Source organism: Bradyrhizobium sp. TM239, assembly GCF_036247985.1.
In the GTDB taxonomy this organism is placed as follows: Bacteria; Pseudomonadota; Alphaproteobacteria; order Rhizobiales; family Xanthobacteraceae; genus Bradyrhizobium; species Bradyrhizobium ottawaense.
Genome location: NZ_BTIR01000021.1, coordinates 1 through 20,858, shown reverse-complemented (window position 1 = coordinate 20,858; position 20,858 = coordinate 1). Strand labels below are relative to the sequence as shown.

At 64.1% G+C, this 20,858-nt stretch carries 17 protein-coding genes; 10 read left to right on the top strand and 7 right to left on the bottom strand.

The features are described 5' to 3' along the window. Positions 1–92: 92 nt before the first annotated feature. From hpaD to AABA84_RS28995, 3 genes are all read left to right on the top strand, one after another. Positions 93–1,076 (top strand): 3,4-dihydroxyphenylacetate 2,3-dioxygenase, encoded by a 984-nt coding sequence (gene hpaD / locus AABA84_RS29005; protein WP_212251288.1) that lies wholly within the window; start codon positions 93–95, stop codon positions 1,074–1,076. Between the two features lie 174 nt (positions 1,077–1,250). Next, positions 1,251–2,120 carry a fumarylacetoacetate hydrolase family protein gene (locus AABA84_RS29000; RefSeq protein ID WP_338313864.1) on the top strand — a complete coding sequence of 290 codons (870 nt, stop codon included), beginning with the start codon at positions 1,251–1,253 and terminating at the stop codon, positions 2,118–2,120. Positions 2,121–2,139: 19 nt separating this feature from the next. Then, positions 2,140–3,768: a thiamine pyrophosphate-dependent enzyme gene (locus AABA84_RS28995; RefSeq protein WP_338313863.1), complete on the top strand. Its 1,629-nt coding sequence runs from the start codon at positions 2,140–2,142 to the stop codon at positions 3,766–3,768. A gap of 119 nt (positions 3,769–3,887) precedes the next feature. Here the strand turns inward: AABA84_RS28995 and alkB are convergent, their stop codons facing one another. The 4 genes from alkB to AABA84_RS28975 form a co-directional block, all read right to left on the bottom strand. Continuing rightward, complete coding sequence (gene alkB, locus AABA84_RS28990; protein WP_338313862.1) at positions 3,888–4,541, bottom strand: DNA oxidative demethylase AlkB; 654 nt, start codon at positions 4,539–4,541, stop codon at positions 3,888–3,890. A 9-nt stretch (positions 4,542–4,550) separates the two neighbouring features. Further along, positions 4,551–5,297 carry a 2OG-Fe(II) oxygenase gene (locus AABA84_RS28985; protein WP_338313861.1) on the bottom strand — a complete coding sequence of 249 codons (747 nt, stop codon included), beginning with the start codon at positions 5,295–5,297 and terminating at the stop codon, positions 4,551–4,553. 205 nt (positions 5,298–5,502) lie between these two features. Next, positions 5,503–6,189, bottom strand: a complete 687-nt coding sequence (locus tag AABA84_RS28980) for a DUF2848 domain-containing protein (protein WP_338307635.1) — start codon at positions 6,187–6,189, stop codon at positions 5,503–5,505. Then, positions 6,182–7,531, bottom strand: a complete 1,350-nt coding sequence (locus tag AABA84_RS28975) for an amidase (RefSeq protein ID WP_338307636.1) — start codon at positions 7,529–7,531, stop codon at positions 6,182–6,184. Before AABA84_RS28975 ends, AABA84_RS28980 begins: the two co-directional genes overlap by 8 nt. Positions 7,532–7,724: 193 nt before the next feature. On the opposite strand from AABA84_RS28975, the gene AABA84_RS28970 reads away from it, so the two are divergent. From AABA84_RS28970 to AABA84_RS28955, 4 genes are all read left to right on the top strand, one after another. Continuing rightward, positions 7,725–8,138, top strand: coding sequence for a Zn-ribbon domain-containing OB-fold protein (locus tag AABA84_RS28970; RefSeq protein WP_212251274.1), 414 nt, complete (start codon positions 7,725–7,727; stop codon positions 8,136–8,138). 3 nt (positions 8,139–8,141) lie between these two features. Further along, a complete protein-coding gene (locus AABA84_RS28965) occupies positions 8,142–9,281 on the top strand; it encodes a thiolase C-terminal domain-containing protein (protein WP_338313860.1) in 1,140 nt (379 codons plus the stop codon). Positions 9,282–9,286: 5 nt separating this feature from the next. Beyond that, entirely contained in the window at positions 9,287–10,201 is a 915-nt protein-coding gene (locus AABA84_RS28960; RefSeq protein ID WP_338313859.1) for an SDR family oxidoreductase, read from the top strand. Positions 10,202–10,318: 117 nt separating this feature from the next. Continuing rightward, on the top strand, positions 10,319–11,431 hold the full coding sequence (locus AABA84_RS28955; protein ID WP_212251271.1) for an SMP-30/gluconolactonase/LRE family protein: 1,113 nt from the start codon (positions 10,319–10,321) through the stop codon (positions 11,429–11,431). Positions 11,432–11,492: 61 nt separating this feature from the next. Here the strand turns inward: AABA84_RS28955 and ppc are convergent, their stop codons facing one another. Continuing rightward, positions 11,493–14,285 (bottom strand): phosphoenolpyruvate carboxylase, encoded by a 2,793-nt coding sequence (gene ppc / locus AABA84_RS28950; protein ID WP_338313858.1) that lies wholly within the window; start codon positions 14,283–14,285, stop codon positions 11,493–11,495. Positions 14,286–15,441: 1,156 nt separating this feature from the next. On the opposite strand from ppc, the gene AABA84_RS28945 reads away from it, so the two are divergent. The 3 genes from AABA84_RS28945 (at position 15,442) to AABA84_RS28935 (ending at position 19,402) form a co-directional block, all read left to right on the top strand. Then, entirely contained in the window at positions 15,442–15,981 is a 540-nt protein-coding gene (locus AABA84_RS28945; RefSeq protein WP_212251269.1) for a hypothetical protein, read from the top strand. Between the two features lie 95 nt (positions 15,982–16,076). Beyond that, a complete protein-coding gene (locus AABA84_RS28940; RefSeq protein ID WP_338313857.1) occupies positions 16,077–18,623 on the top strand; it encodes a hypothetical protein in 2,547 nt (848 codons plus the stop codon). Positions 18,624–19,009: 386 nt separating this feature from the next. Next, on the top strand, positions 19,010–19,402 hold the full coding sequence (locus AABA84_RS28935) for a hypothetical protein (protein WP_338313856.1): 393 nt from the start codon (positions 19,010–19,012) through the stop codon (positions 19,400–19,402). Between the two features lie 64 nt (positions 19,403–19,466). Here the strand turns inward: AABA84_RS28935 and AABA84_RS28930 are convergent, their stop codons facing one another. Both AABA84_RS28930 and AABA84_RS28925 read right to left on the bottom strand, forming a co-directional pair. Next, positions 19,467–19,871 (bottom strand): YccF domain-containing protein, encoded by a 405-nt coding sequence (locus AABA84_RS28930; protein WP_338313855.1) that lies wholly within the window; start codon positions 19,869–19,871, stop codon positions 19,467–19,469. Between the two features lie 81 nt (positions 19,872–19,952). Beyond that, the gene (locus AABA84_RS28925) at positions 19,953–20,747 is read right to left on the bottom strand and encodes an enoyl-CoA hydratase/isomerase family protein (RefSeq protein ID WP_338313854.1); all 795 of its coding nucleotides are present in this window, start codon (positions 20,745–20,747) and stop codon (positions 19,953–19,955) included. Positions 20,748–20,858: the final 111 nt, after the last annotated feature.

Genomic DNA, 20,858 nt, shown 5'->3' with positions numbered 1-20,858 from the left:
ATCCATTCATCCACCAACTCTGCTGCGCGATGGATTCCGGGTTCGGCTCTACGAGCCGCCCCGGAATGACAGGAGACCGAGGGAAAACGCAAATGCCGGTACCGCAACATATCTTCGAGCCGCCTTTCAACATCATCCGCTCCAGCCACGTCGTGCTCGACGTCACCGATTTGAAGCTGAGCCGCGCGTTCTACGAAACCACTGTCGGCCTGCATGTCGAGGACGCCGACGACAAGGTCGTGTATTTGCGCGCCGCCGAGGAGCATCAGCATCACTCGCTGGTGCTGCGCAAGGCGGCGGTGCCCGCCTGCGCCCGGCTCGGCTTCAAGGTCGGCAACGACGGAGATCTCGACAAGGCCGCCGCCTTCCTCTCCGAGAACGGGCTTTCCTACGCCTTCGTCGATCAGCCCTTCCAGGGACGGACCCTGCAGTTCACCGATCCCTTCGGCTTCCAGATCGAGCTCTATGCGTCGATGGATCGCCGGCCGCATCTCCTGCGCCGCTATGATCTCTACAGGGGCTGCCACCCGCAACGGCTCGATCATTTCAACGTCTTCGCCGCCGAAGTGCAGGACACCGTGGAGTTCTACGCCCGGCTCGGCTTCCGCCTCACCGAATACGCCGAGGAGGATGGCCCGAACGGCCGCATCGCCGCCGCCTGGATGCATCGCAAGGGCAATGTCCACGACTTCGCGATCACCAACGGCAAGGGCCCTCGCCTGCACCATTTCGCCTACTGGACGCCGACGGCGATGAACATCATCCATCTCTGCGACGTCATGGCGTCTCAAGGCTTCGTCAAGAACATCGAGCGCGGCCCCGGGCGCCACGGCATCTCCAACGCGTTCTTCCTCTATGTGCGCGATCCCGACGGACACCGGCTGGAGCTCTACACCAGCGACTATTTCACCGGAGACCACGACCACGAGCCGCTGCGCTGGTCGCTGCGCGATCCGCGCCGCCAGACGTTGTGGGGCGCACCCGCGCCGCGCTCCTGGTTCGAGCAGGGCTCGCCGTTTAGCGGGCAGGCCGTGCGGGAGCCGAAGTTTGTCGCGGACGTGCTGGTTGCGGATTGATGCCCATGACCTGCCGAGCTTCTCTTCCTGTCGTCCCTGCGAACGCAGGGACCCATAACCACAGGGAGGAGTTTTGCGAAGATTGGTCGTTCGGGATCGTCACCGTGCGCTATCGATGGATCACGCGGTATGGGTCCCTGCGTTCGCAGGGACGACAAGAGAGATAGACTGCCTATGAAACTCCCTCGCCTCGCCACCTATTCCGTCAAGGGCGATGCCCGTTATGGAGCCGTCCTCGAGGGCGGCATCGTCGACCTCTCCACACGTTACGCAAAACACTATCCGACGCTGCGCGAGGTGATCGCGGCCGGAAAGCTCGCGAGCCTCGCCGAGGAAGCCGCCGGCCGCGCGCCGGACCACGCGCTCGATGAGATCACCTGGCTGCCGCCGGTGCCCGCGCCGGAAAAGATCATCTGCATCGGCGTCAACTATCCCGACCGCAACGCCGAATACAGGGATGGGCAGGACGCGCCGAAATATCCGAGCATGTTCATGCGCTCGCCGCGCTCCTTCGTCGGCCACGACACGCCGCTGGTGCGCCCGCGCGCGTCCGCCCAGCTCGACTATGAAGGCGAGATCGTGCTGGTGATCGGCAAGCAAGGCCGGCATATTCCGGAAAGCGCCGCGCTCGATCACATCGCAGCATTGACCCTTTGCAACGAAGGCTCGGTGCGCGATTGGCTGCGGCATGCCAAGTTCAACGTGACGCAGGGCAAGAACTTTGATTCCAGCGGCAGCCTCGGCCCATGGCTGGTGCCTTACGCCAGGGAATCGCAGATCGCCGACGTCAGGCTCACCACGCATGTCAACGGCGAGCTCAGGCAGGACGACCGTACCAGCCGGCTGATGTTCTCGTTCCGTTATCTCATCAATTATATCTCCACCTTCGCAACCCTTGTCCCCGGCGATATCATCGTCACGGGCACGCCGACCGGCGCCGGAGCCCGATTCGATCCGCCGCGTTACCTGAAGCCGGGCGATATCATCGAGGTCGCGGCCGAAGGCATCGGCAGCTTGCGAAATGGCGTCGTCGACGAAGCCTGAACAGGATTGGAATGATGCAATGACCACCCTCACCGGCGGCGAAGCGATCGTAAGCGGCCTGGTGGCCCACGGCGTCGACACCGTGTTCGGCCTGCCCGGTGCGCAGGTCTACGGCCTGTTCGACGCCTTCCATCAGGCCCAGCTCAAGGTGATCGGCGCGCGGCACGAACAGGCCTGCGGCTACATGGCGTTCGGCTATGCGCGCTCCAGCGGCAGGCCCGGCGTGTTCAGCGTAGTGCCCGGGCCCGGCGTGCTCAATGCCAGCGCCGCGCTGCTCACCGCGTTCGGCTGCAACGAGCCGGTGCTGTGCGTCACCGGCCAGGTGCCGACGCAATTTCTGGGCAAGGGCCGCGGCCATCTGCACGAGATGCCGGACCAGCTTGCGACCTTGCGCACCTATGTGAAATGGGCCGACCGGATCGAATACCCCGGCAATGCGCCGACGGTCGTCGCGCGCGCCTTCCAGGAGATGATGTCGGGACGGCGCGGCCCGGCCTCGGTCGAGATGCCCTGGGACGTCTTCACCCATCGCGCTGACACCGCCGCTGCCCGGATGCTGGAGCCGCTGCCCGCGCCGCAGCCCGATCCGGATCTCGTCAAGCGGGCCGCGGCGCTGATCAAGGCAAGCAAGGCGCCGATGATTTTCGTCGGCAGCGGCGCGATCGAGGCCGGCGAGGAGATCCTCGAGCTCGCTGAGATGATCGATGCACCCGTGGTCGCCTTCCGCAGCGGCCGCGGCATCGTCTCCAACGCGCATGAGCTCGGCCTCACCATGGCCGCCGCCTACAAGCTATGGCCGAAAACGGATCTGATGATCGCAATCGGCACGCGCGCCGAGCTGCCGGCATCCGGCTTCCGCTGGCCCTTTCAACCGAGCGGACTGAAATCCATTCGGATCGACATCGATCCGGTCGAGATGCGCCGGCTCGCCGCCGATGTCGCGATTGTCGCCGACGCCAGGGATGGGACCGCCGATCTCGCTGCAGCTGTGAAGAGGGCCGGCTATTCGAAAAGCAGCACGCGGCGCGGAGAGATCCGCGAGGCCACTGCGATGGCGCAAGCGGAGATCCAGCGCATCCAGCCGCAGATGGCGTATCTCAACATCCTGCGCGAGGTGCTGCCGGCGAACGCGATCGTCACCGACGAATTGTCGCAATTCGGCTTCGCCTCCTGGTACGGCTTTCCAGTCTACCAGCCGCGCACCTTCATCACCTCGGGCTACCAGGGCACGCTCGGCTCGGGCTTCCCGACTGCGCTCGGGGCCAAGGTCGCGAACCCGGACAAGCCTGTGGTCGCCATCACCGGCGATGGCGGCTTCATGTTCGGCGTGCAGGAGCTTGCCACCGCCGTGCAGTTCAACATCGGCGTGGTGACTCTGGTGTTCAACAACAACGCCTACGGCAATGTCCGCCGCGACCAGCGCGAACGTTTCGACGGCCGCGTGGTGGCGTCCGACCTCGTCAATCCCGATTTCGTCAAGCTCGCGGAGTCCTTTGGCGTTGCCGCCGCGCGCGTCACAGCGCCCGATCAGTTCAAGGCGGCGATGGAAAAGGCGCTCAGCCATGGCGGGCCGTATCTGATCTCGGTCGAGGTAACGCGAGATTCGGAGGTCAGTCCGTGGGCGTTCATCCACCCGCCCAAACCCTGATCCTCATGGTGAGGAGGCGCGTCAGCGCCGTCTCGAACCATGACGGCCCGGGTCTCACATCGGGGGCCATCATCCTTCGAGACGCTTGCTTCGCAAGCTCCTCAGGATGAGGGGATGAATCACCGCGTCCGGCGAAACGTCAGATTGATCCGCTTCCGCCCGAGCAGCGCATGCTCGCCCTCCACAAGCGGCGCGACGCCGTGATAGGCGAGCCTGCTGGCTCCGCCCCAGACCACGACGTCGCCATGCACCAGGCGGAAGCGGCGCGGCTTGTCGCTACGCGCCAGGCCGCCGAACAGGAAGGTCGCGGGCAATCCGAGCGAGACCGAGACGATCGGCGCCGAATAGTCCAGCTCGTCCTTGTCCTGGTGCAGCGACAGCCGCGTGCCGGGCTCGTAGCGATTGACGAGGCACGCATCGGGCGCAAAGTTCTGGAAGCCGCCCTGCTCTGCCGCGCGGCGGGCGAGCTCGCGGAGCACGGGCGGCATCGCCGGCCATGGCGCGCCGGTTCGCGGATCGATGGGGTCATAGCGATAGCCGGTGTGATCGGTGATCCAACCGCGTTCGCCGCAATTGGTCATGGCCACCGACATCAGGTGGCCGCCGGGCGTGGTCATCCGCCGGAACGGCGATTGCGCCACGATGGCGCGGACGGCGGCGATCAGCTCGCTTTCGATCGGTTTGACGAAGCCGCGCAGCAGCACGGCACCGTCCGCGATCTCCTCGCGCGACGGCTGGGCCTCAGCAACACCATCGAACAGATCAGCCGTCAATCGCAGCGCTCATTTGGCATCATGAAAGATCACACCCAGCGTGTGGCGCTGGCCGGATCTGATCCGGCTGACGCCATGGCGCAGATTAACGCGGTAGGTGCCGCGTGTCCCCTGCACCGGGCGGTGATGCACAGCGAAGGCAACCGCATCGCCCTGCGCCAGTGGCACGACCTCGGCGCGGGACTGCATGCGCGGGCGTTGCTCGGTCAGCACGAATTCGCCGCCGGTGAAATCGCGACCGGGCTCGGACAGGAGTATCGCGACCTGGAGCGGGAACACGTGCTCGCCATAGAGGTCCTGATGCAGGCAGTTGTAGTCGCCAGCCTCATACTGCAGCAGCAACGGCGTCGGCCGCGCCTGCCCCGCCTCGTGGCAGCGCTTCAGGAACGCCGCATGCGCTAGGGAATAGCGAATGTCGATCCCCATCGCCTCGTTCCAGCGGTTGGCGACGGTCTGGAGATGCGCATACAGCGCCGGGCGCAATTGCGCGATCAGATCTGGCAACGGGTAGGCGAAATATTTGTACTCGCCACGGCCAAAGCCGTGACGGCCCATGACGATGCGGCTGCGGAAATGCGTGTCGTCCGGGTAGAGCGCGGCGACGGCGCGGCACTGGTCCGGCGTCAGCAGGTGCTTGAGGACGGCGCAGCCCTGGGTGTCGAGTTCGGCGGTGATCTGCGGCCAGTCGAGGCCGTCGACGTGGGCGGTGAGGTCGGGAACGGAGGGTTGGGCCGTTTTGCGTGCGGTCATTGTCATAACAATCACCTTCCCAGCCCGACGTTCACCCCGCCACCCGATTTCCGAGAACCGTCTCCGCGTCATTGCGAGCGAAGATCGATACCGACGTCAAGCAGACCAGTTTCGTAGGGTGGGCAAAGGTGCTCTTGCGCCGTGCCCACGACTTCGTAAGACGTGGGCACGCTTTCGCTTTGCCCACCCTACCGGACCGACGTTTGTGGAGCTAGCCTCGCACCGGTAGAGTTGTCACGTCATAGCCGTGCTTAATAGTCCGCTTCAGCACGGGGTCTTCCAGCTCGAAGTCGAACCGTTCCGCCGGGCGGATGCCGCCCTTGGCTGCAAACGTGCCGCCGAACATGGCGCAACCGTCGGGGAATTTTCCTCCTTCGAAGCCGCGTGCGATCAGGTCGTTCACCGGCAGCATCGCGTCCAGCGTGCCCTCCTGGTAGAGCACGCGCTCGCCCTTGATGGTGGCGTAGGAGCGCAGGATCATCTTGTCCCAGTGGCCGATGACGTCCTCCAGCTCCCACAGCGTCGAGGCGATCGGCTTGTCGCACATCTGCTTGGAAACCGTGACGCTGTAGGCCTCGACCTTGCGGTCGGTATGGTCGGAGCCGCAGCCGACGAAGATGCGGCCCTGCCAGCCGATCAGCACGAACTCGACCTCGCCGGAGGAATCGCCGCCGGTGCATTCGATGCGGTCTTCCTGGGTCAGCCGCCGCGCCGCGCCGCGATAATAGATCGGGGTCGAGGCCGGCGGGGCGATGCCCATCTCCTGCAGCTCCTTGATGTGCTTGTCGCGCGCGACGGGATCGCGGCCGGTCCAGCCGGCGATGACCATCTGGTCGATCGCGAGCGTCAGCGGCGTGGTGGCGTCCTGGGCGTCAACGGTGAAAGTCAGGTCAAACACGAATGACGGCCTCCATGCCGGCAGCAAGTTCAAAGATACGGCGGTCGGAGCCGCCTGCGCCCGCCAGCATCAGGCCGACGGGAATTTCGCCCTCACGATGCGCCGGCAGCGAGATGGCGCAGCCGTCGATCATGTTGATGAGGGTGCAGTTGCGCAGTGCGCGCAGGTTTTCCCTGGTGAACGCCTTGTCGTCGGCGAGATCGGCGATCTTCGGCGGCGTGTTGGCGGTGGTCGGCAGCACCAGCGCATCATAGGGCGCAATGCGCGCGTTGACGCGGGCGATCAGCGAGCGGCGCTCGTTGAGGAGATCGATGTAGTCGGCCGCGCTCTGCGCCTCGCCGCGCATGATCCGCACGGAGACGCGGGGGTCGTAGACGTCGCCCTTGGAGGTGATGAGATAGCGGTGCCAGGCGTAGCTCTCGGACGCGGCAAAGCCGCCCTTGGCGTTCATCGGGCCGATGTCGTGGAACTCCGCCATCTCGATGCGCTCGATGATGGCGCCGTGATCCGAAAGCGTCTTCAGAGCGCGCTCGAACGTCTCGGAGACTTCAGCGTCGAGGTCGTCGAGCGCGATCGTGGTCGGCACCGCCAGTCGCATGCCCTGGATCGGACGCGGCTTCAGCGGGGCGATCGGCTCGTTCGCGAGCACGGCGTCGAGTATGGCACAGCAACTGACTGATCGTGCCAGAGGCCCGATGCTGTCGAGCGAGAACGACAGCGGCACGGAGCCATCGAGCGGCACGCGTCGCTGCGTCGGCTTGTAGCCGACGATGCCGTTGAAGGCCGCCGGAATCCGGCAGGAGCCGCCGGTGTCGGTGCCAAGCGCGCCATGCGCCATGCCGTCGAGCACGGACACCGCCGCGCCCGCGGACGAGCCACCTGGCACATGGCCCACGGACCGGTTCCAGGCGCCCTTCGGCGTGCCGTAATGCGGATTGATGCCGATGCCGGAATAGGCGAACTCGGTCATGTTGGTGCGCCCGATCACGATGAAGCCGGCCCTGCGCAGCCGCGCCACCGTCGCCGCATCCTGCTCGGCCGGCGGCGAATCGTCGAGCGCGCGGGAGCCGGCGCGCGTCACCTGGCCCTTGATGTCGAACAGATCCTTGATTGAGATCGGGATGCCGGCATAGCGCGATGGCGCCGCCTTGGCCTTGCGCAAACCGTCCATCGCGTCCGCCGCGGCGAGCGCGGCGTCCTTGTCGACATGGATGAAGGCGCGCTGGCCCTCCCCGGCGGGATCGGCGATCCTGGCGATGCACGCCTCGACCAGCTTGCGGGCGGTGGTGCGGCCGCTTTCGAGGTCTTCGGCGAGCTTCGCCAGCGTCGGAAATTCGGGCATGTCTGTCTCACGGAATATTGTCGCGCGCAATCTATAGCGCTGCCTCAGTTCGACACAAGCATTGTGCGCATGATGGCATGCATGCGTATTGCTGGACCGTTGACGCACCATGGTCGATTGTCGCATCAAGATCGAAACAGGCGGGCGTGACGCCCTGCCTCATCAAGATTTGCTTCTGGGAGGGCGTTCCGACATGGCCGAACCGCAGCGCGCGCGACCGAAACCGACGCCGGAGACCCAGCATTTCTGGGACGGCACCAAAGACGGCGAATTGCGCCTGCAACGCTGCGACGCCTGCGCGCATGTCTACTTCCCGCCGCGCCCGTTCTGCCCATCCTGCGCCTCGCGCAAGGTCAGCATCTTCAAGGCGAGCGGCAAGGGCTTCCTCTACAGCTACGTGATCAATCACCGTCCCGCCGCGCCGGGCTTCACGCCGCCTTACGCGATCGCGGTGGTGGAGCTTGCCGAGGGGCCGCGGATGATGAGCAACATCATCGACTGCCCGCAGACGCCCGAGGCGCTCGAGCTCGACATGAAGCTCGAGGTCGCCTTCCAGGCGCTCGACGACAAGATCACCCTCCCCGTGTTTCGTCCGGCGAAGGGGTAAGCCATGCGCAAAAATCAGGTTGCCGTCGTCGGCGCGGCCGAGACCACCGAGCTCGGTGTCATCCCCAACGCCTCGCAGCTCCAGCTGCACGCGGATGCGGCGCTCAACGCCATCGCCGATGCCGGGCTGAAGCTCTCCGACATCGACGGCTTTGCCACGGCGGTGGAGACGCCGCAGCAGGTCTGCCACTATCTCGGCATCAAGCCGACCTGGGTGGACGGCACCTCGGTCGGCGGCTGCTCCTTCATGCTGCATGTTCGGCACGCCGCTGCCGCGATCGAGGCCGGGCTGTGCAAGACCGTGCTGATCACGCATGCCGAGAGCGGCAAGTCGATGATCGGCAAGGCGCCGCGCTCGATTCCCGCCGACAGTTTGCAAGGCCAGTTCGAGGCGCCGTTCGGGGTCTACGGTCCGCCGAGCATGTTCCCGATTCCCGTGCTGCGCTTCATGAAGACCTACGGCATCACGCATGAGCAGCTTGCCTCGGTGGCGGTGGTGCAGCGGGAATGGGCGGCGAAGAATCCGCGCGCGATGATGAAGGACCCGATCACGGTCGCCGATGTCCTCAACTCGCGCATGATCGCCTATCCGTTCCGGCTGCTGCAGTGCTGCCTCGTCACCGACGGCGGCGGCGCGCTGATCCTGACCTCGGCCGACCGCGCCAGGGACTTTCCGCGCAAGCCCGTCTACATCATGGGCACCGGCGAGAGCGTGGAGACGCCGATGGTCAGCCAGATGGAGACGTTCAACTCCTCGCGCGCGTTCAAGACCGCAGGGCCGCTGGCCTTCAAGGAGGCCGGCATCGCACATAAGGACGTCGATCACCTCATGATCTACGATGCCTTCGCGCATCTGCCGCTGTTCGGCCTCGGCGATCTCGGATTCATGCCGCATGAGGAGACCGGCAAGTTCATCGCAGATGGCAATACGCGGCCCGGCGGGAAGCTTCAGCTCAACACCAATGGCGGCGGATTGAGCTATATGCATTCGGGCATGTACGGCATGTACGCGCTTCAGGAGAGCGTGCGGCAGATGCGTGGCATTGCGCCGGCGCAAGTGCCGAACGCGAAGATTTCGGTGTGTCATGGCGTCGGCGGCATGTTCGCGGCGAGTGGCACGATCGTGTTTACGAACGAGAGGTAAGGCACATGAGCAAATCACTGCAAGACAAGGTCATCATCGTCACCGGCGCAGGCCGCGGCATCGGGCGCGAGATCGCGCAGCTCTGTGCGGCGGAAGGCGCCAAGGTCGTCGTCAACGATCCCGGCGGAGCCTCGGACGGTGCCGGCTCGAACGCGGCGCCTGCCGAGGAAGTGGTCGAGGAGATCAAGAAGCGCGGCGGCACCGCGGTCGCCAATTTCGAAAGCGTCGCGGAAGCCATCCCCGCCAGCAAGATCGTGAAGACCGCGACCGATCATTTCGGCCGGCTCGACGGCGTCGTCAACAATGCCGGCATCTTGCGCGACATGATCTTCCACAAGATGAGCGTCGAAGCCTTCGAAGCCGTCATCAAGGTGCATCTGATGGGCTCGTTCTATGTCAGCCACGCCGCGGCGCGGATCTTCCGCGAGCAGGAGTCGGGCTCCTTCGTGCACTTCACCTCGACCTCCGGCCTGATCGGCAATTTTGGCCAGGCCAACTACGCCGCCGCCAAGCTCGGCATCGTCGGCCTCTCCAAATCCATCGCGCTGGACATGGGCCGTTTCAATGTTCGTTCGAACTGCGTCTCGCCGTTCGCCTGGACGCGCATGATCGGCACCATCCCGACCGAGACTGAAGCGGAGAAGGCGCGGGTCGAGAAGATCAAGCAGATGGGGCCGGAGAAGATCGCGCCGCTCTGCGGCTATCTGATCTCCGATTCCGCCAAGGACGTCACCGGCCAGATCTTTGGCGTGCGCATGAACGAGATCTTCCTGTTCAGCCAGAACCGGCCGATCCGTTCGGTGCAGCGGAGCGAAGGCTGGACGCCGCAATCGATCGCGGAACACGGCATGCCGGCGCTGAAGGGCTCGTTCTACAAGCTCGACCGTTCCGCCGACATCTTCACCTGGGATCCCGTCTAGCCGCCATTTCCGGCATCCCTGCCCTGCGATCTCCGGTTGTCTTGTCCGGAGATCGCCCCGGTTTACGCCTGATTGCGGGCGAATGGTCGCCTCCCAACAAAACTTTGGGAGGAAACCATGACAAGAATACTGACCAACCCCGACGACACGACTGCAGGCGGCGGTCTCGGCCGCCGCGCGCTGCTGCAGGGTGCAGCGACACTCGCCGCATCGACCCTGCTCGCCTCCAATGCCGACGCCCGCGACTTCGGCGCCAATGCCGAGCCGCAGCGCTATCCCGACCCCGACATCATCGCCATCGATCCCAAGCGCTTCAAGGCCAAGGTCGGCAACACCGCAATCAAGCGGCTCTACACCGGCTGCCTCTGGGCGGAAGGGCCGGCGTGGAATGCGCAGGGACAATATCTCGTCTGGAGCGACATCCCGGCCAACCGGCAGCTGCGCTATCTCGACGATGACGGCCACATCTCCGAGCAATTCCACAAGCCGTCGAACGAGGCCAACGGCAATTCGTTCGACACCGAGGGACGCCAGCTCAGCGCCGAGCGCACCCGCCTCGTCCGCTACGAGCACGACGGTTCGGTGACGACGCTGGCCGAGCAGGCCGGCGGCAAGCCGCTCAACGGCCCGAACGACATGGTGGTGCATCCCAACGACAAGGCGATCTGGTTCACCGATCCCGGCTACGGCGCGATCAGCATCTACGAGGGCAAGCTCGCAAACACCGGCTCGCTGCAGCCGCACCAGAAGGAAGCCGTCTATCGCCTCGACACCCAGACCGGACAGGTGGCGAAGGTCGCGGACGAGCCGTTCAAGCCGAACGGCATCGCCTTCTCTCACGATTACAAGAAGCTCTATGTCTGCGACACCGGCATCACGCACTATCCTGAAGCCAAGAACGTGGTGTGGGCCTACGACATCGACGGGGCCAAGCTGTCCAATCCGAAAAAGCTGATCGACATGACGCTCGACGGCAAGTCCGGCTTCCCTGACGGCTTGCGCGTCGACACCGAGGGCAACATCTGGGTCGGCGCCGGCTGGGTCGGTCCCGGCTATGACGGCGTGCAGGTGTTCGCGCCGACCGATGGCGCGCGGATCGGGCAAATCCTCTTGCCCGAGACCTGCGCCAATGTCTGCTTCGGCGGCAAGAAACGCAACCGCCTGTTCATGACTGCAAGCCAGTCGCTCTATGCGGTCTATGTGGAGACGCAAGGCGCGCATTTCTGTTGAACGAAGCGAGTAGTGAGTGGCGAATGGCGAATAGGGCTCCATTCGCTACTCGCCATTCGCCCTACCCCGTATTCCGCAACCCCGCCGAAATCCCGTTGATCGTCAGTTGAATCCCGCGCAGCACCTGCTCGTCGGGGTTCTGCGCGCGATGCTCCTTCAAGAGCTCGACCTGCACGTGGTTGAGCGGATCGAGATAGGGGAAGCGGTGGCGCACCGAACGCTCCAGCAGCGGATTGCCCTGCAGCAGCCGGTCCTGGCCCATGATGTCCAGGAGCGTCTCGATGCAGGAATGCCATTCGCGGCGAATGCGGCCGAAGATCTTCTCGCGCAAGGCTTCGTCGGGCACCAGCTCGGCATAGCGCGAGGCGATCGCGATCGAGCTTTTGGCGAGCACCATGTCCATGTTCGAGAGCAGCATGCGGAAGAACGGCCATTCCCTGTAGAGCTCCTTCAGGAACGGCATGCCCTTGTCGGGATGATCGGCGATCCACTGCTCGACCGCGCTGCCGAAGCCATACCAGCCCGGCAGCATCAGCCGGCACTGCGCCCAGGAGAACACCCAGGGGATGGCGCGAAGATCCTCGATCGCCCGGGTCTTCTTGCGCGAGGCCGGGCGGCTGCCGATGTTCAGCGTCGCGATCTCGTTGATCACGGTCGAGGACCAGAAATAATCGACGAAGCCGTCGGTCTCGTAGACGAGGCCGCGATAGGCCTTGAAGGCGAGATTCGACAATTCGTCCATCGCGGTCAGATATTCGCGACGCGGCGCGCTCTGGCGCGGATGCAACAGACTTGCTTCAAGCGTCGCCGCCGCGAGGATTTCCAGATTGTTGCGGCCGACTTCGGCGTTGGAATATTTCGACGAGATGATCTCGCCCTGCTCGGTGATGCGGATCTGGCCGTTCACCGCGCCGCCGGGCTGCGCGATGATGGCGTCATAGCTCGGACCGCCGCCGCGGCCGACCGAGCCGCCGCGGCCGTGGAACAGGCGTAAGCGCACGTGATGGCGCTCGAACACTTCGACGAGATTGATCTCGGCCTTGTAGAGCTCCCAGCCCGAGGTGACGAAGCCGCCATCCTTGTTGCTGTCGGAATAGCCGAGCATGACCTCCTGCACGCTGCCGCGGCTGTCGACCAGGCGGCGGTAATCGTGCAGCGACAGCATGCGGTCCATGATGCCGGAGGAGGCCTGCAGATCCTCGATGGTCTCGAACAGCGGCACGATGTTGATGGCGCTGCGCCCGGAGGGATGGACCAGGCCGACCTCCTTCAAGAGCACGGCGACCTCGAGCATGTCGGACATGCCCTTGCACATCGAGATGATGCATTGGGGAATGGCGTCCGAGCCGAACATCGCATGCGCTTCAGCTGTGGCATGGAAGACGTTGAGCTCGCCCATGGTCTCGTCGCTGTATTTGACGAACGGGGAGACCAGTGCGCGCGTCGAGCGCAATTCGTTGGTGAGCAGCGAAATGCGCGCCTCCTCGCCGAGCGCGAGATAGGACATGCCGGGGTTGGCGGCATCCATCAGCTCGGCAATGGTGCGTTCGTGCACCGCCGAGTTCTGGCGGATGTCGAGCCGGGCCAGATGGAAGCCGAAGCAGTCCACCGCGCGCCGCAGCAGCCGCAGCCGGCCGCGGGCGATGACGCGAGCGTTGTTGGAGATCAGCGAGCGGTGCAGCACGTCGAGATCGGCCTGCAGCTCCTTCACGCTCGCATACGGCGCACCCTTGCCGACCGGCCGGCGCGTGATCTCGACCGCGAGCTTTTCGGCCGTCGCGGTCAGGCGCGCATAGATGCCTGACACCGCGAGGCGATAAGGCTCGCCGCTCCGGTGCGGCGAGGTGTCGGGCGAGCGCTCCGCCAGGTTGCGCAGCTCTTCGGAGACGTCGGCGAGATGCGCCGCGATCGACAGTTCCGAACCGAGCACGTGCAGCTCTTCCAGATAGAACTGCATCACCCGGCTCGACTGCAGCCGCAGCGTGCCGCGCATGACGTCGGCGGTGACGAAGGGATTGCCGTCGCGGTCGCCGCCGATCCAGCTGCCCATCCGCAGGAACGAGGCGAGTTCGGAGGCCGCCTGCTCGCCGCCCTCCTCCAGCCGGTCTTCGAGCGCGTTGACGAGGCGCGGCACCTCGCGCAGGAAGGTGTAATCGTAGAACGACAGGCCGTTGGCGACCTCGTCGAGCACGGTGAGCTTGGTCCGGCGGAGCAGATTGGTCTGCCACAGCGTCAGCACCTCGCGGCGCAACTGCTCGTCGCTGGCATCGGCCTCCTCCGCTGTCAACGCCACGCGCTCGCGGCGGTCGAGCAGGCCGGCGACCTCCATCTCGCGGTCCATGGTGCTCTTGCGGCGGACCTCGGTCGGGTGCGCGGTCAGCACCGGGCTGACCAGCGCGGACTTGAAGAAGCTGCGGAGTTGATCGGGGCCGATGCCGGCGTCCCTGGCATGGGCCAGCGTTTCCGCCAGCACGCCGGAGCTCTTGCCTGCGCCGCGGGCGCGCATCTGGCGGATGTTGTTCTGGTCCTCGGCGATATTGGCGAGGTGGGAGAAATAGCTGAAGGCGCGGACGATCCGCACTGTTTCCGAGGTCGACATGCTGTCGAGGATCTGCTCGAGCTCGCGGCGGGCGAGCCGGTCCTCGTCGCGGTGGAAGCGGATCGAGGTCTGGCGGATACGCTCGACCAGGTCGAACACATCCGCGCCCTCCTGATCGCGCACGGTGTCGCCGAGGATGCGCCCGAGCAGGCGGATGTCGTCGCGCAGCCGCGCGTCGGCCTCCAGCGCCTGGACGTCCTCAGGGCGGTTGGCGCGATGCTCGGCGCTGTCGGATGGTGCGGTCTGGAGGGACATGGCTCGCTCCTCTTCAAGAGCTCCCTGCGGCTCCTCAGTCCGGTGGAGTGTGCGATATTTTTCTACCGCAGTGCAAGACGAAGTTGGGGGCGGTGCAAACTGGCCTCGATGCCGCAGTGCCCCGGACGCAGCGCAGCGCGCTTGCGGTGCGCTGCAGAGCCGGGGCCCATCTCTCCCGAGCAATTGTGGAGCTTCTGGGTCCCGGCTCTGCGCAGCAGCGTTGCACGCTGCAGCGCGTCCGGGACACAAGCGGCTGGGACCTTCATCGCCAGACACGCCTTCGCGGTCTCGCGGCGCGTTCCGCCCGAGCTTTGCTGTCCGTTTCGCCCTCCTCGAGAACAAAGGGCGCAGGGAAGGCCGGGGCGCCGGCTGGCACCCAGGGTCCGCACGCGACAAGACGCACGCGGGGTGACCACAGGTGACGCCGGGACATCCCGGCCTTCCCTGCGCAATGGTTTTACGGCTTATGGCGCGCTCTCCCCGGGGAGCGATGCACTATTGCCCCCGTCGCCTTGCGGATCACTGATGCGCGCGCCCGGTCGGGCCGCCTCACCACCGCAAGCCTTGACGCACAGACCCCGGGCGTCAGGACCACACGCTTTTGCCGTCCGCGGACGTCCCTCCCCGGACAGCCGGAAGCTCGCGCGTGCTCGCCCCCGACGCCGAAAAGAAACGCTGTAACCGCGCCGTGTCGTGCCGCGGATCGCGATGGCTCACGGGCCTCGCCCGCCCTGCCACCACCTCACGCGCCGGCGCTGCCGCGTCCATCGCACTCCGGCCTGCGTATCGTGACGATCGCGAAACGCCCCTTTGGCGGGCCGGGATGGCTTACGGTTTAGCCGAAACAGCGAATTCGGTCAATCAGAATATTTTGGGACCCCGCCCCTTGACCTGCCTATGGCGTGTTTTGCCCGTCGGGCGGCGCAAGGGGCTGGGTCTGTGGCGGCTGAGCAATAGCATCGCGGATCTGTTCCGTCTCATTGCAACCAGTGGTATATTGTTCTGAACAGGGGCTCGACTTGACCATAGAAGTGCGCCCGATGGCATTATCTCGAGAGGCCCTTGACGCTGACACGACCGTTCGCGCGCCGGTCGCCGATGCAAATGCGGTTTAGCTGTTACTATGCACTGTGGTGCATACGCGAGGATTTACGCCATGAAAAGAATTGCTGTCTTTGCTTTGGCCACCGTTCTCCCCGTAGCGATTGGTGTCGCGCAGACAGCCCCGCTCGGTTGGCCAGAAGTGACCTCCCTACTCGCCAAGGCTCGGACCCAAGCAACCACTTGTGTCGAGGTGCTCAAGTCCAGCGGGGACAAAGCTGCTCTCGCGAGCGCGCGGCTGACCTACGGGATGGCGAAGGGAGAGATGGACGGCGTCATTGCCGGGCTGACGACGGCCCTCGTCGAAGGTGGCAATCCCGATCGTCTGCCGACGGTTCGCACCAGTCTCGAGGCCTCGGGAAAGGGCCTCAAAGAGATCTGTGACTCCGCCGTCAAGACGATCACTCCCAACACCAAAGGTGTGTGGGAAGAGGTTGCCAAGAGCTTGGTCGAACCGTTGATGAAGGCGATTTCCGACGGCGTCGGCGCGCTTTGGACGCGCCATGTCGAAAAGGACAAGCTCGAACTCGAGACGACGAAGGCCCAATTGGAGGCTGCGAAATGGCCCAATTTCGGAGACATTGCCGCGCAATAGCCGTTGCCCTTTCGGCGTTGGCCGTCTTGGTCTTCGCGAGTGCGCCGGCGCGGGACCAGGGATCGAAGGACGTAACGGATCTCTACGATCGCCCCGTGCTCGCCGTCGATCCCGGCATGCACTCGGCCGGGATTGGGTCGCAAGCCGTCGACGCTGCTGGCCACTTCGCCGTCACATGCAGCTCCGATCGCACAGTACGGATCTGGTCGCTTGCCGATGGCAAGCTGCTGCGCACGGTCTGGATTCCCAGCGGCCCTGGGAGAGTAGGCAACGTATCTACGGTCGCGATAAGTTCGGACGGAGCGATGCTCGCGGTGGGCGGAAGAACTGAGAGAGCCAGTGGCGAGAGCCCGGTCTACCTATTCGATCGCGAATCTGGAAACCTCGTTCAGCGCATTGGCGGCGACATTCCAGCTGATGCCAAACGCCTGCAATTCTCTCCCGACGGTCGCTTCCTTGCCGTCCTGTATGCCGATACGCAAGGGCTGCGAGTCTTCGACCGCGACAAACATTGGGGCGAGATCTTCCGCGAGGAACATTACGGAGCGAGCAGCTTTGGGGCATCGTTCGCCGGCGACGGTCGCCTCGCAACATCGAGCGGCGATGGCTTCATACGTTTGTACCGTTATGATCCCGCCACCGAACATCCGAATTTTCACCGCGTCGGCGAGCCCGTCCGGGCAATGAGCGGAACTTACCCCTATGGAATAGCTTTCAGTCCGGACGGCACCCGCCTGGCCGTCGGCTACTGGGAGACCGCGGTCGATATCCTGGATGGAAGCACGCTTGAACGCGTAGGTGGACACCGCCCCAAAGGGGTCAGGGGATCCTTTTTCGGTTTCACCAAAGTTGCGTGGTCCCGCGATGGTCAAACCTTGTTTGCCGGCGGCTCCGTGGTCGACGACAAGGGGAGGATAGTTCTCTTCGCGTGGGACGGGGCGGGGCTTGCCGACGAACGCCGCATTATGAACCAGTGCCTAAGGAGAGGGATGAGCGGCATCGACACCCTGCCAGATGGACAAGTTATTGTTGCCTCGCAAATGCCTTCCCTCTGTCTCTTGGATGCGCGAGGCGAAGTGGAGTGGACTGTTGCTTCGCCCATCCTACCGGTAATCGGTCCGGCCGACAGCCTGCGTGTTTCCCGGGATGGCAAAGTCGTTGATTTCAGTGCTGCCCGATCGGGGGGGCCCGTCTTGAGATTTGATGCGAGGTCACTGACGTTATCCAGCTCTCCGATCGATGACGCGGTCACCATTGCACCGCTTCGCAAAGGCTTGACAATTCTCAACTGGCAGAACGAAAACCATCCGACGCTGAACGGCCGCGTGCTTCCGATCGGAAATGAGATGGCGCGCAGCCTCGCAATCGCTGCGGACAGTAAGCGCTTCTTTCTCGGCACCCACTGGGCGCTCAGAGCGTTCGACGACGCGGGAGCCCTGATATGGTCTTACTTTGGCCGAGGCGAAGTTCTCTCAGTGAATGCCAGTGAAGATGGGCGGATCGTCGTTGCGGCCTATAGCGACGGAACGCTTCGCTGGCATCGCGCCGCAGACGGACACGAAATCCTTGCCTTGCAGGTCCTCCTGAACAAGAGTGATCCGGCCAAATGGGACTGGGTGCTCTGGACTCCCGAAGGATTCTATGACGCGACGCCAGATGCCCGGGAGGTGCTAAAGTGGATGGTAAACCACGGCCCCGACAAGGCCTCGACGACGCTTCCCGTTTCCGCTATCGCCAGGCTACATCGACCAAATACGTTACCTCTCGTTCTGGACCAGCTCGAGACCGCGCGGGCGATCGGCATCGACGAAATTACGAAGGCGAGATTTGATGTTCAGGCCAAAACCGCCAGTGCCAAGCCGCCGGGCGGGATACTGCGTGTCTTGACGATCGGCATCGATAAGTTCGGCGACAAGGCGGGAGACCTGCACCTAGACTACGCCGTCAAGGACGCACACGACGTCGCGACCGCGCTTCTCGAGAGTCAGAAAGGCGGCCCCGGCAAGTCGAGTCTTTACGCCGACGTCAGCTTAACACATCTCCCCAACGGCAAGGCCGACGGTGCGACCATTCTCGACGCGCTCGACGCCATGGCGCAAGCTGCGGCTAAAGGCGATCCCGGTCAGGACGTCGCCGTTATTCTGATTTCGAGCCACGGCCTGATGATCGACGGGCAGTTCTACATCATCCCATATGATTTCGACTCGGGATCACGGAACAAGAGCATCAAGAGCGCGGTCTCGGCGAGCGAATTTGCCAAGAAAGTGCACGCGCTCGCCAACTATGGAAAGGTTCTGCTTTTGCTCGACGCCTGCCATTCCGGCGCGGTCGGTGCTCAGGGTTGGGCAACTGACCCCGACTCCAAGGTCCTCCGGGATGCCATGGACCTCGAAAACGTCACCGTCCTGACTTCGTCCAGAAAGAACGAGTTGTCGGAAGAGCTTCCGGAATGGAAGCACGGCGCTCTCGCTCAAGCCTTCCTGGACGCGCTCGCCGGCGCGGCCGACTCGCAGGGCATCGTCAAGCTTTCAGCGCTGATTGACGCGATGGAGAACGAGGTTAAGTCGCTGACCAGAGGCCGACAAAACCTCGGCATGCATGTCAATTTCAACGGTGATCTGTTTGTGGCAAAGCAATACTGACGGGGGTGCTGGATACAAGGGATGTGCAGCGGGAGGTGCCAAGCAAATCAATTACGGCCTGCAATAGTGCAGACGCACAGCCAATAGTTTGCCGATGGAAAGTGGCGCTGGAGGCACGTCTCAAGCCGGCACGATCACTTCTTCCGATCGGCTGCCGCGCGTAGGATGGGTTGAGCCCTTGCGAAACCCATCCTGTTGCGTCATGGGCGGAGGGACTGATGGGTTTCGCTGGCGCTCTAGCCATCCTACGGGCTAACAATGCTCGCATGCGCCAGCTCGCCGTCCTGCTGATTGCCCCGTTCGTTTTCTCCACGGAAACGCTGTCCGCCTGGCCCGCCGCCACGCGTTAGGATACCCTCAATCGCGTTCAGATTGCGTCGAACGATTTGGACGACCAGCTTCTTTCGATCATCAAGAGCCGCAATGGTGGCCAGATCGGAAACGATCTCATTCGATTGCGCAGGACCCCGGAGTTCTCCTGGGTTGATTTTCACGTCGTGGAAGGTCGCCTCAGGAAGCTTGGGACGGACATCTATCTGGTTGCCGCGCCATTTCGCTTCCACAAAAGCGTGACTGCGAACGTCCAATCTGTTCCGGAGAGCAATTGGACGTCCCGCGCAGTTCTCGGAGATGCGGAAGATCTTCCCTATTTTCTGTGGGTCGAGGTGAACGGCCACGACAAGTTTCTCGCGAAGCTGAGCGAGCTTGGGATCGGCAGCGAAGACATCAATCTCGAAAATCTCAAGCGCACCGGCATTCTCGCCCCCAGGAAACTGTGACGAATTCCGGATAGCGGAGGGATGATGGGTTTCGCTGGCGCTCTACCCATCCTACGAATTCAGCCTAAGCCGGCACGATCACCTTGCCGATCGGCCAGAGCGCGATGCCGGCGAGCTTCAGGTGAGCCCAGGCAAAGGGAATGCCGATGATGGTGACCGCAAGCACCAAGGCCGTCAGGAGGTGGCCAAGCGCCAGCCACCAGCCGGCGAGCACGAACCAGATGATGTTGCCGATCACGCCGAGCGGGCCGGTGCCGATATCGCTCATGCCGGTGACGTCGTAGCGGCTGACCGCCTTTGAACCGAACGGCAGCAGCGTGTAGACCGCGATGTTGAACGCCGCCCGCGCCCAGGGCAGGCCGACGATGGTGATGGCCATGATGACGGCGGCGACCACCCAGCCGAACGCCATCCAGGCGCCGCCGATGAGGATCCAGAGGATGTTGAGCAGCATGGAAACGGGGGTCATGGCATGATCCAGAAGTCAGTGACCCCGTCCATATAGGCACGAAATCTGTCTCTGCTAAGACGGCCCAACAGGCACAACCGGCTACCGCCCTTCGAATTTCGGCTCGCGCTTCTCCATGAAGGCCTTCATGCCCTCAGCCATGTCCTGGGTTTTGAACAGCGGCAGGAGCTGCAGATAGACGTGGTGAACGTGGTCCTGGAAGTTCTCGTTGAGGCCCATCCGCATCATGCGCTTGGAGGCCTGCACCGCCAGCGGCGCGTTGGCGGCGATTTCGCGGGCGATTGTGGTGGCGCGGCCCATCAGTTCGGCATCCGGCACGACCTCGTTGGCGAGGCCCCAGTCGAGGCATTCCCGCGCGCCGAGCGTGCGGCCGGTGAAGATCAGCTCGGAGGCCTTGGCCCAGCCAAGCATGCGCGGCAACAGCCAGGTGCCGCCGGATTCCGGCACCACGCCGCGCTTGACGAAGGCGGCGGCGAGCTTGGCGGATTCTCCCATGATGCGGATGTCGCAGCCGAGCGCGGTGTCCATGCCGTAGCCGGCGGCGCCGCCGTTGACGGCGCAGATGGTCGGCTTGTCCATCGCCTGCAACACCGTCGGCGGCGTGTTGCGGAGGTTGATCGTGGTCGGCGAGGACGCGGCGCTCAGGCCGGTGCCGTCGCGCTCCTTGCGCAGGTCGAGCCCGGCGCAGAACGCTCTGCCCTTGCCGGTGAGGATCACGACGCGGACTTTCTTGTCCTCGTTGGCTTCAGTAAGTAAGCGCGCCAGATCGTTCAGCATCGGGCCGGAGATCGTGTTCATGCGCTCCGGCGCGTTGAGGGTGATGGTCGCGACGTGGTCGGCGACTTCGTAGAGGACTTCGTTCGCGGCGTCGGTCATGACAAATGTTTCCTCGTCCCTGATCTCGTAGGGTGGGCAAAGGCGCGCTTGCGCCGTGCCCACGATCTGTCTCCGTAAGCAAAATTGGTGGGCACGCTTCCGCCTTCGCTC

Coding starts and splice junctions, on each gene's coding strand:
- hpaD (WP_212251288.1), top strand. CDS start 93: ATGCCGGTACCGCAACATATCTTCGAGCCGCCTTTCAACATCATCCGC.
- AABA84_RS29000 (WP_338313864.1), top strand. CDS start 1,251: ATGAAACTCCCTCGCCTCGCCACCTATTCCGTCAAGGGCGATGCCCGT.
- AABA84_RS28995 (WP_338313863.1), top strand. CDS start 2,140: ATGACCACCCTCACCGGCGGCGAAGCGATCGTAAGCGGCCTGGTGGCC.
- AABA84_RS28985 (WP_338313861.1), bottom strand. CDS start 5,297: ATGACAATGACCGCACGCAAAACGGCCCAACCCTCCGTTCCCGACCTC.
- AABA84_RS28975 (WP_338307636.1), bottom strand. CDS start 7,531: ATGCCCGAATTTCCGACGCTGGCGAAGCTCGCCGAAGACCTCGAAAGC.
- AABA84_RS28970 (WP_212251274.1), top strand. CDS start 7,725: ATGGCCGAACCGCAGCGCGCGCGACCGAAACCGACGCCGGAGACCCAG.
- AABA84_RS28965 (WP_338313860.1), top strand. CDS start 8,142: ATGCGCAAAAATCAGGTTGCCGTCGTCGGCGCGGCCGAGACCACCGAG.
- AABA84_RS28960 (WP_338313859.1), top strand. CDS start 9,287: ATGAGCAAATCACTGCAAGACAAGGTCATCATCGTCACCGGCGCAGGC.
- AABA84_RS28955 (WP_212251271.1), top strand. CDS start 10,319: ATGACAAGAATACTGACCAACCCCGACGACACGACTGCAGGCGGCGGT.
- ppc (WP_338313858.1), bottom strand. CDS start 14,285: ATGTCCCTCCAGACCGCACCATCCGACAGCGCCGAGCATCGCGCCAAC.
- AABA84_RS28945 (WP_212251269.1), top strand. CDS start 15,442: ATGAAAAGAATTGCTGTCTTTGCTTTGGCCACCGTTCTCCCCGTAGCG.
- AABA84_RS28930 (WP_338313855.1), bottom strand. CDS start 19,871: ATGACCCCCGTTTCCATGCTGCTCAACATCCTCTGGATCCTCATCGGC.
- AABA84_RS28925 (WP_338313854.1), bottom strand. CDS start 20,747: ATGACCGACGCCGCGAACGAAGTCCTCTACGAAGTCGCCGACCACGTC.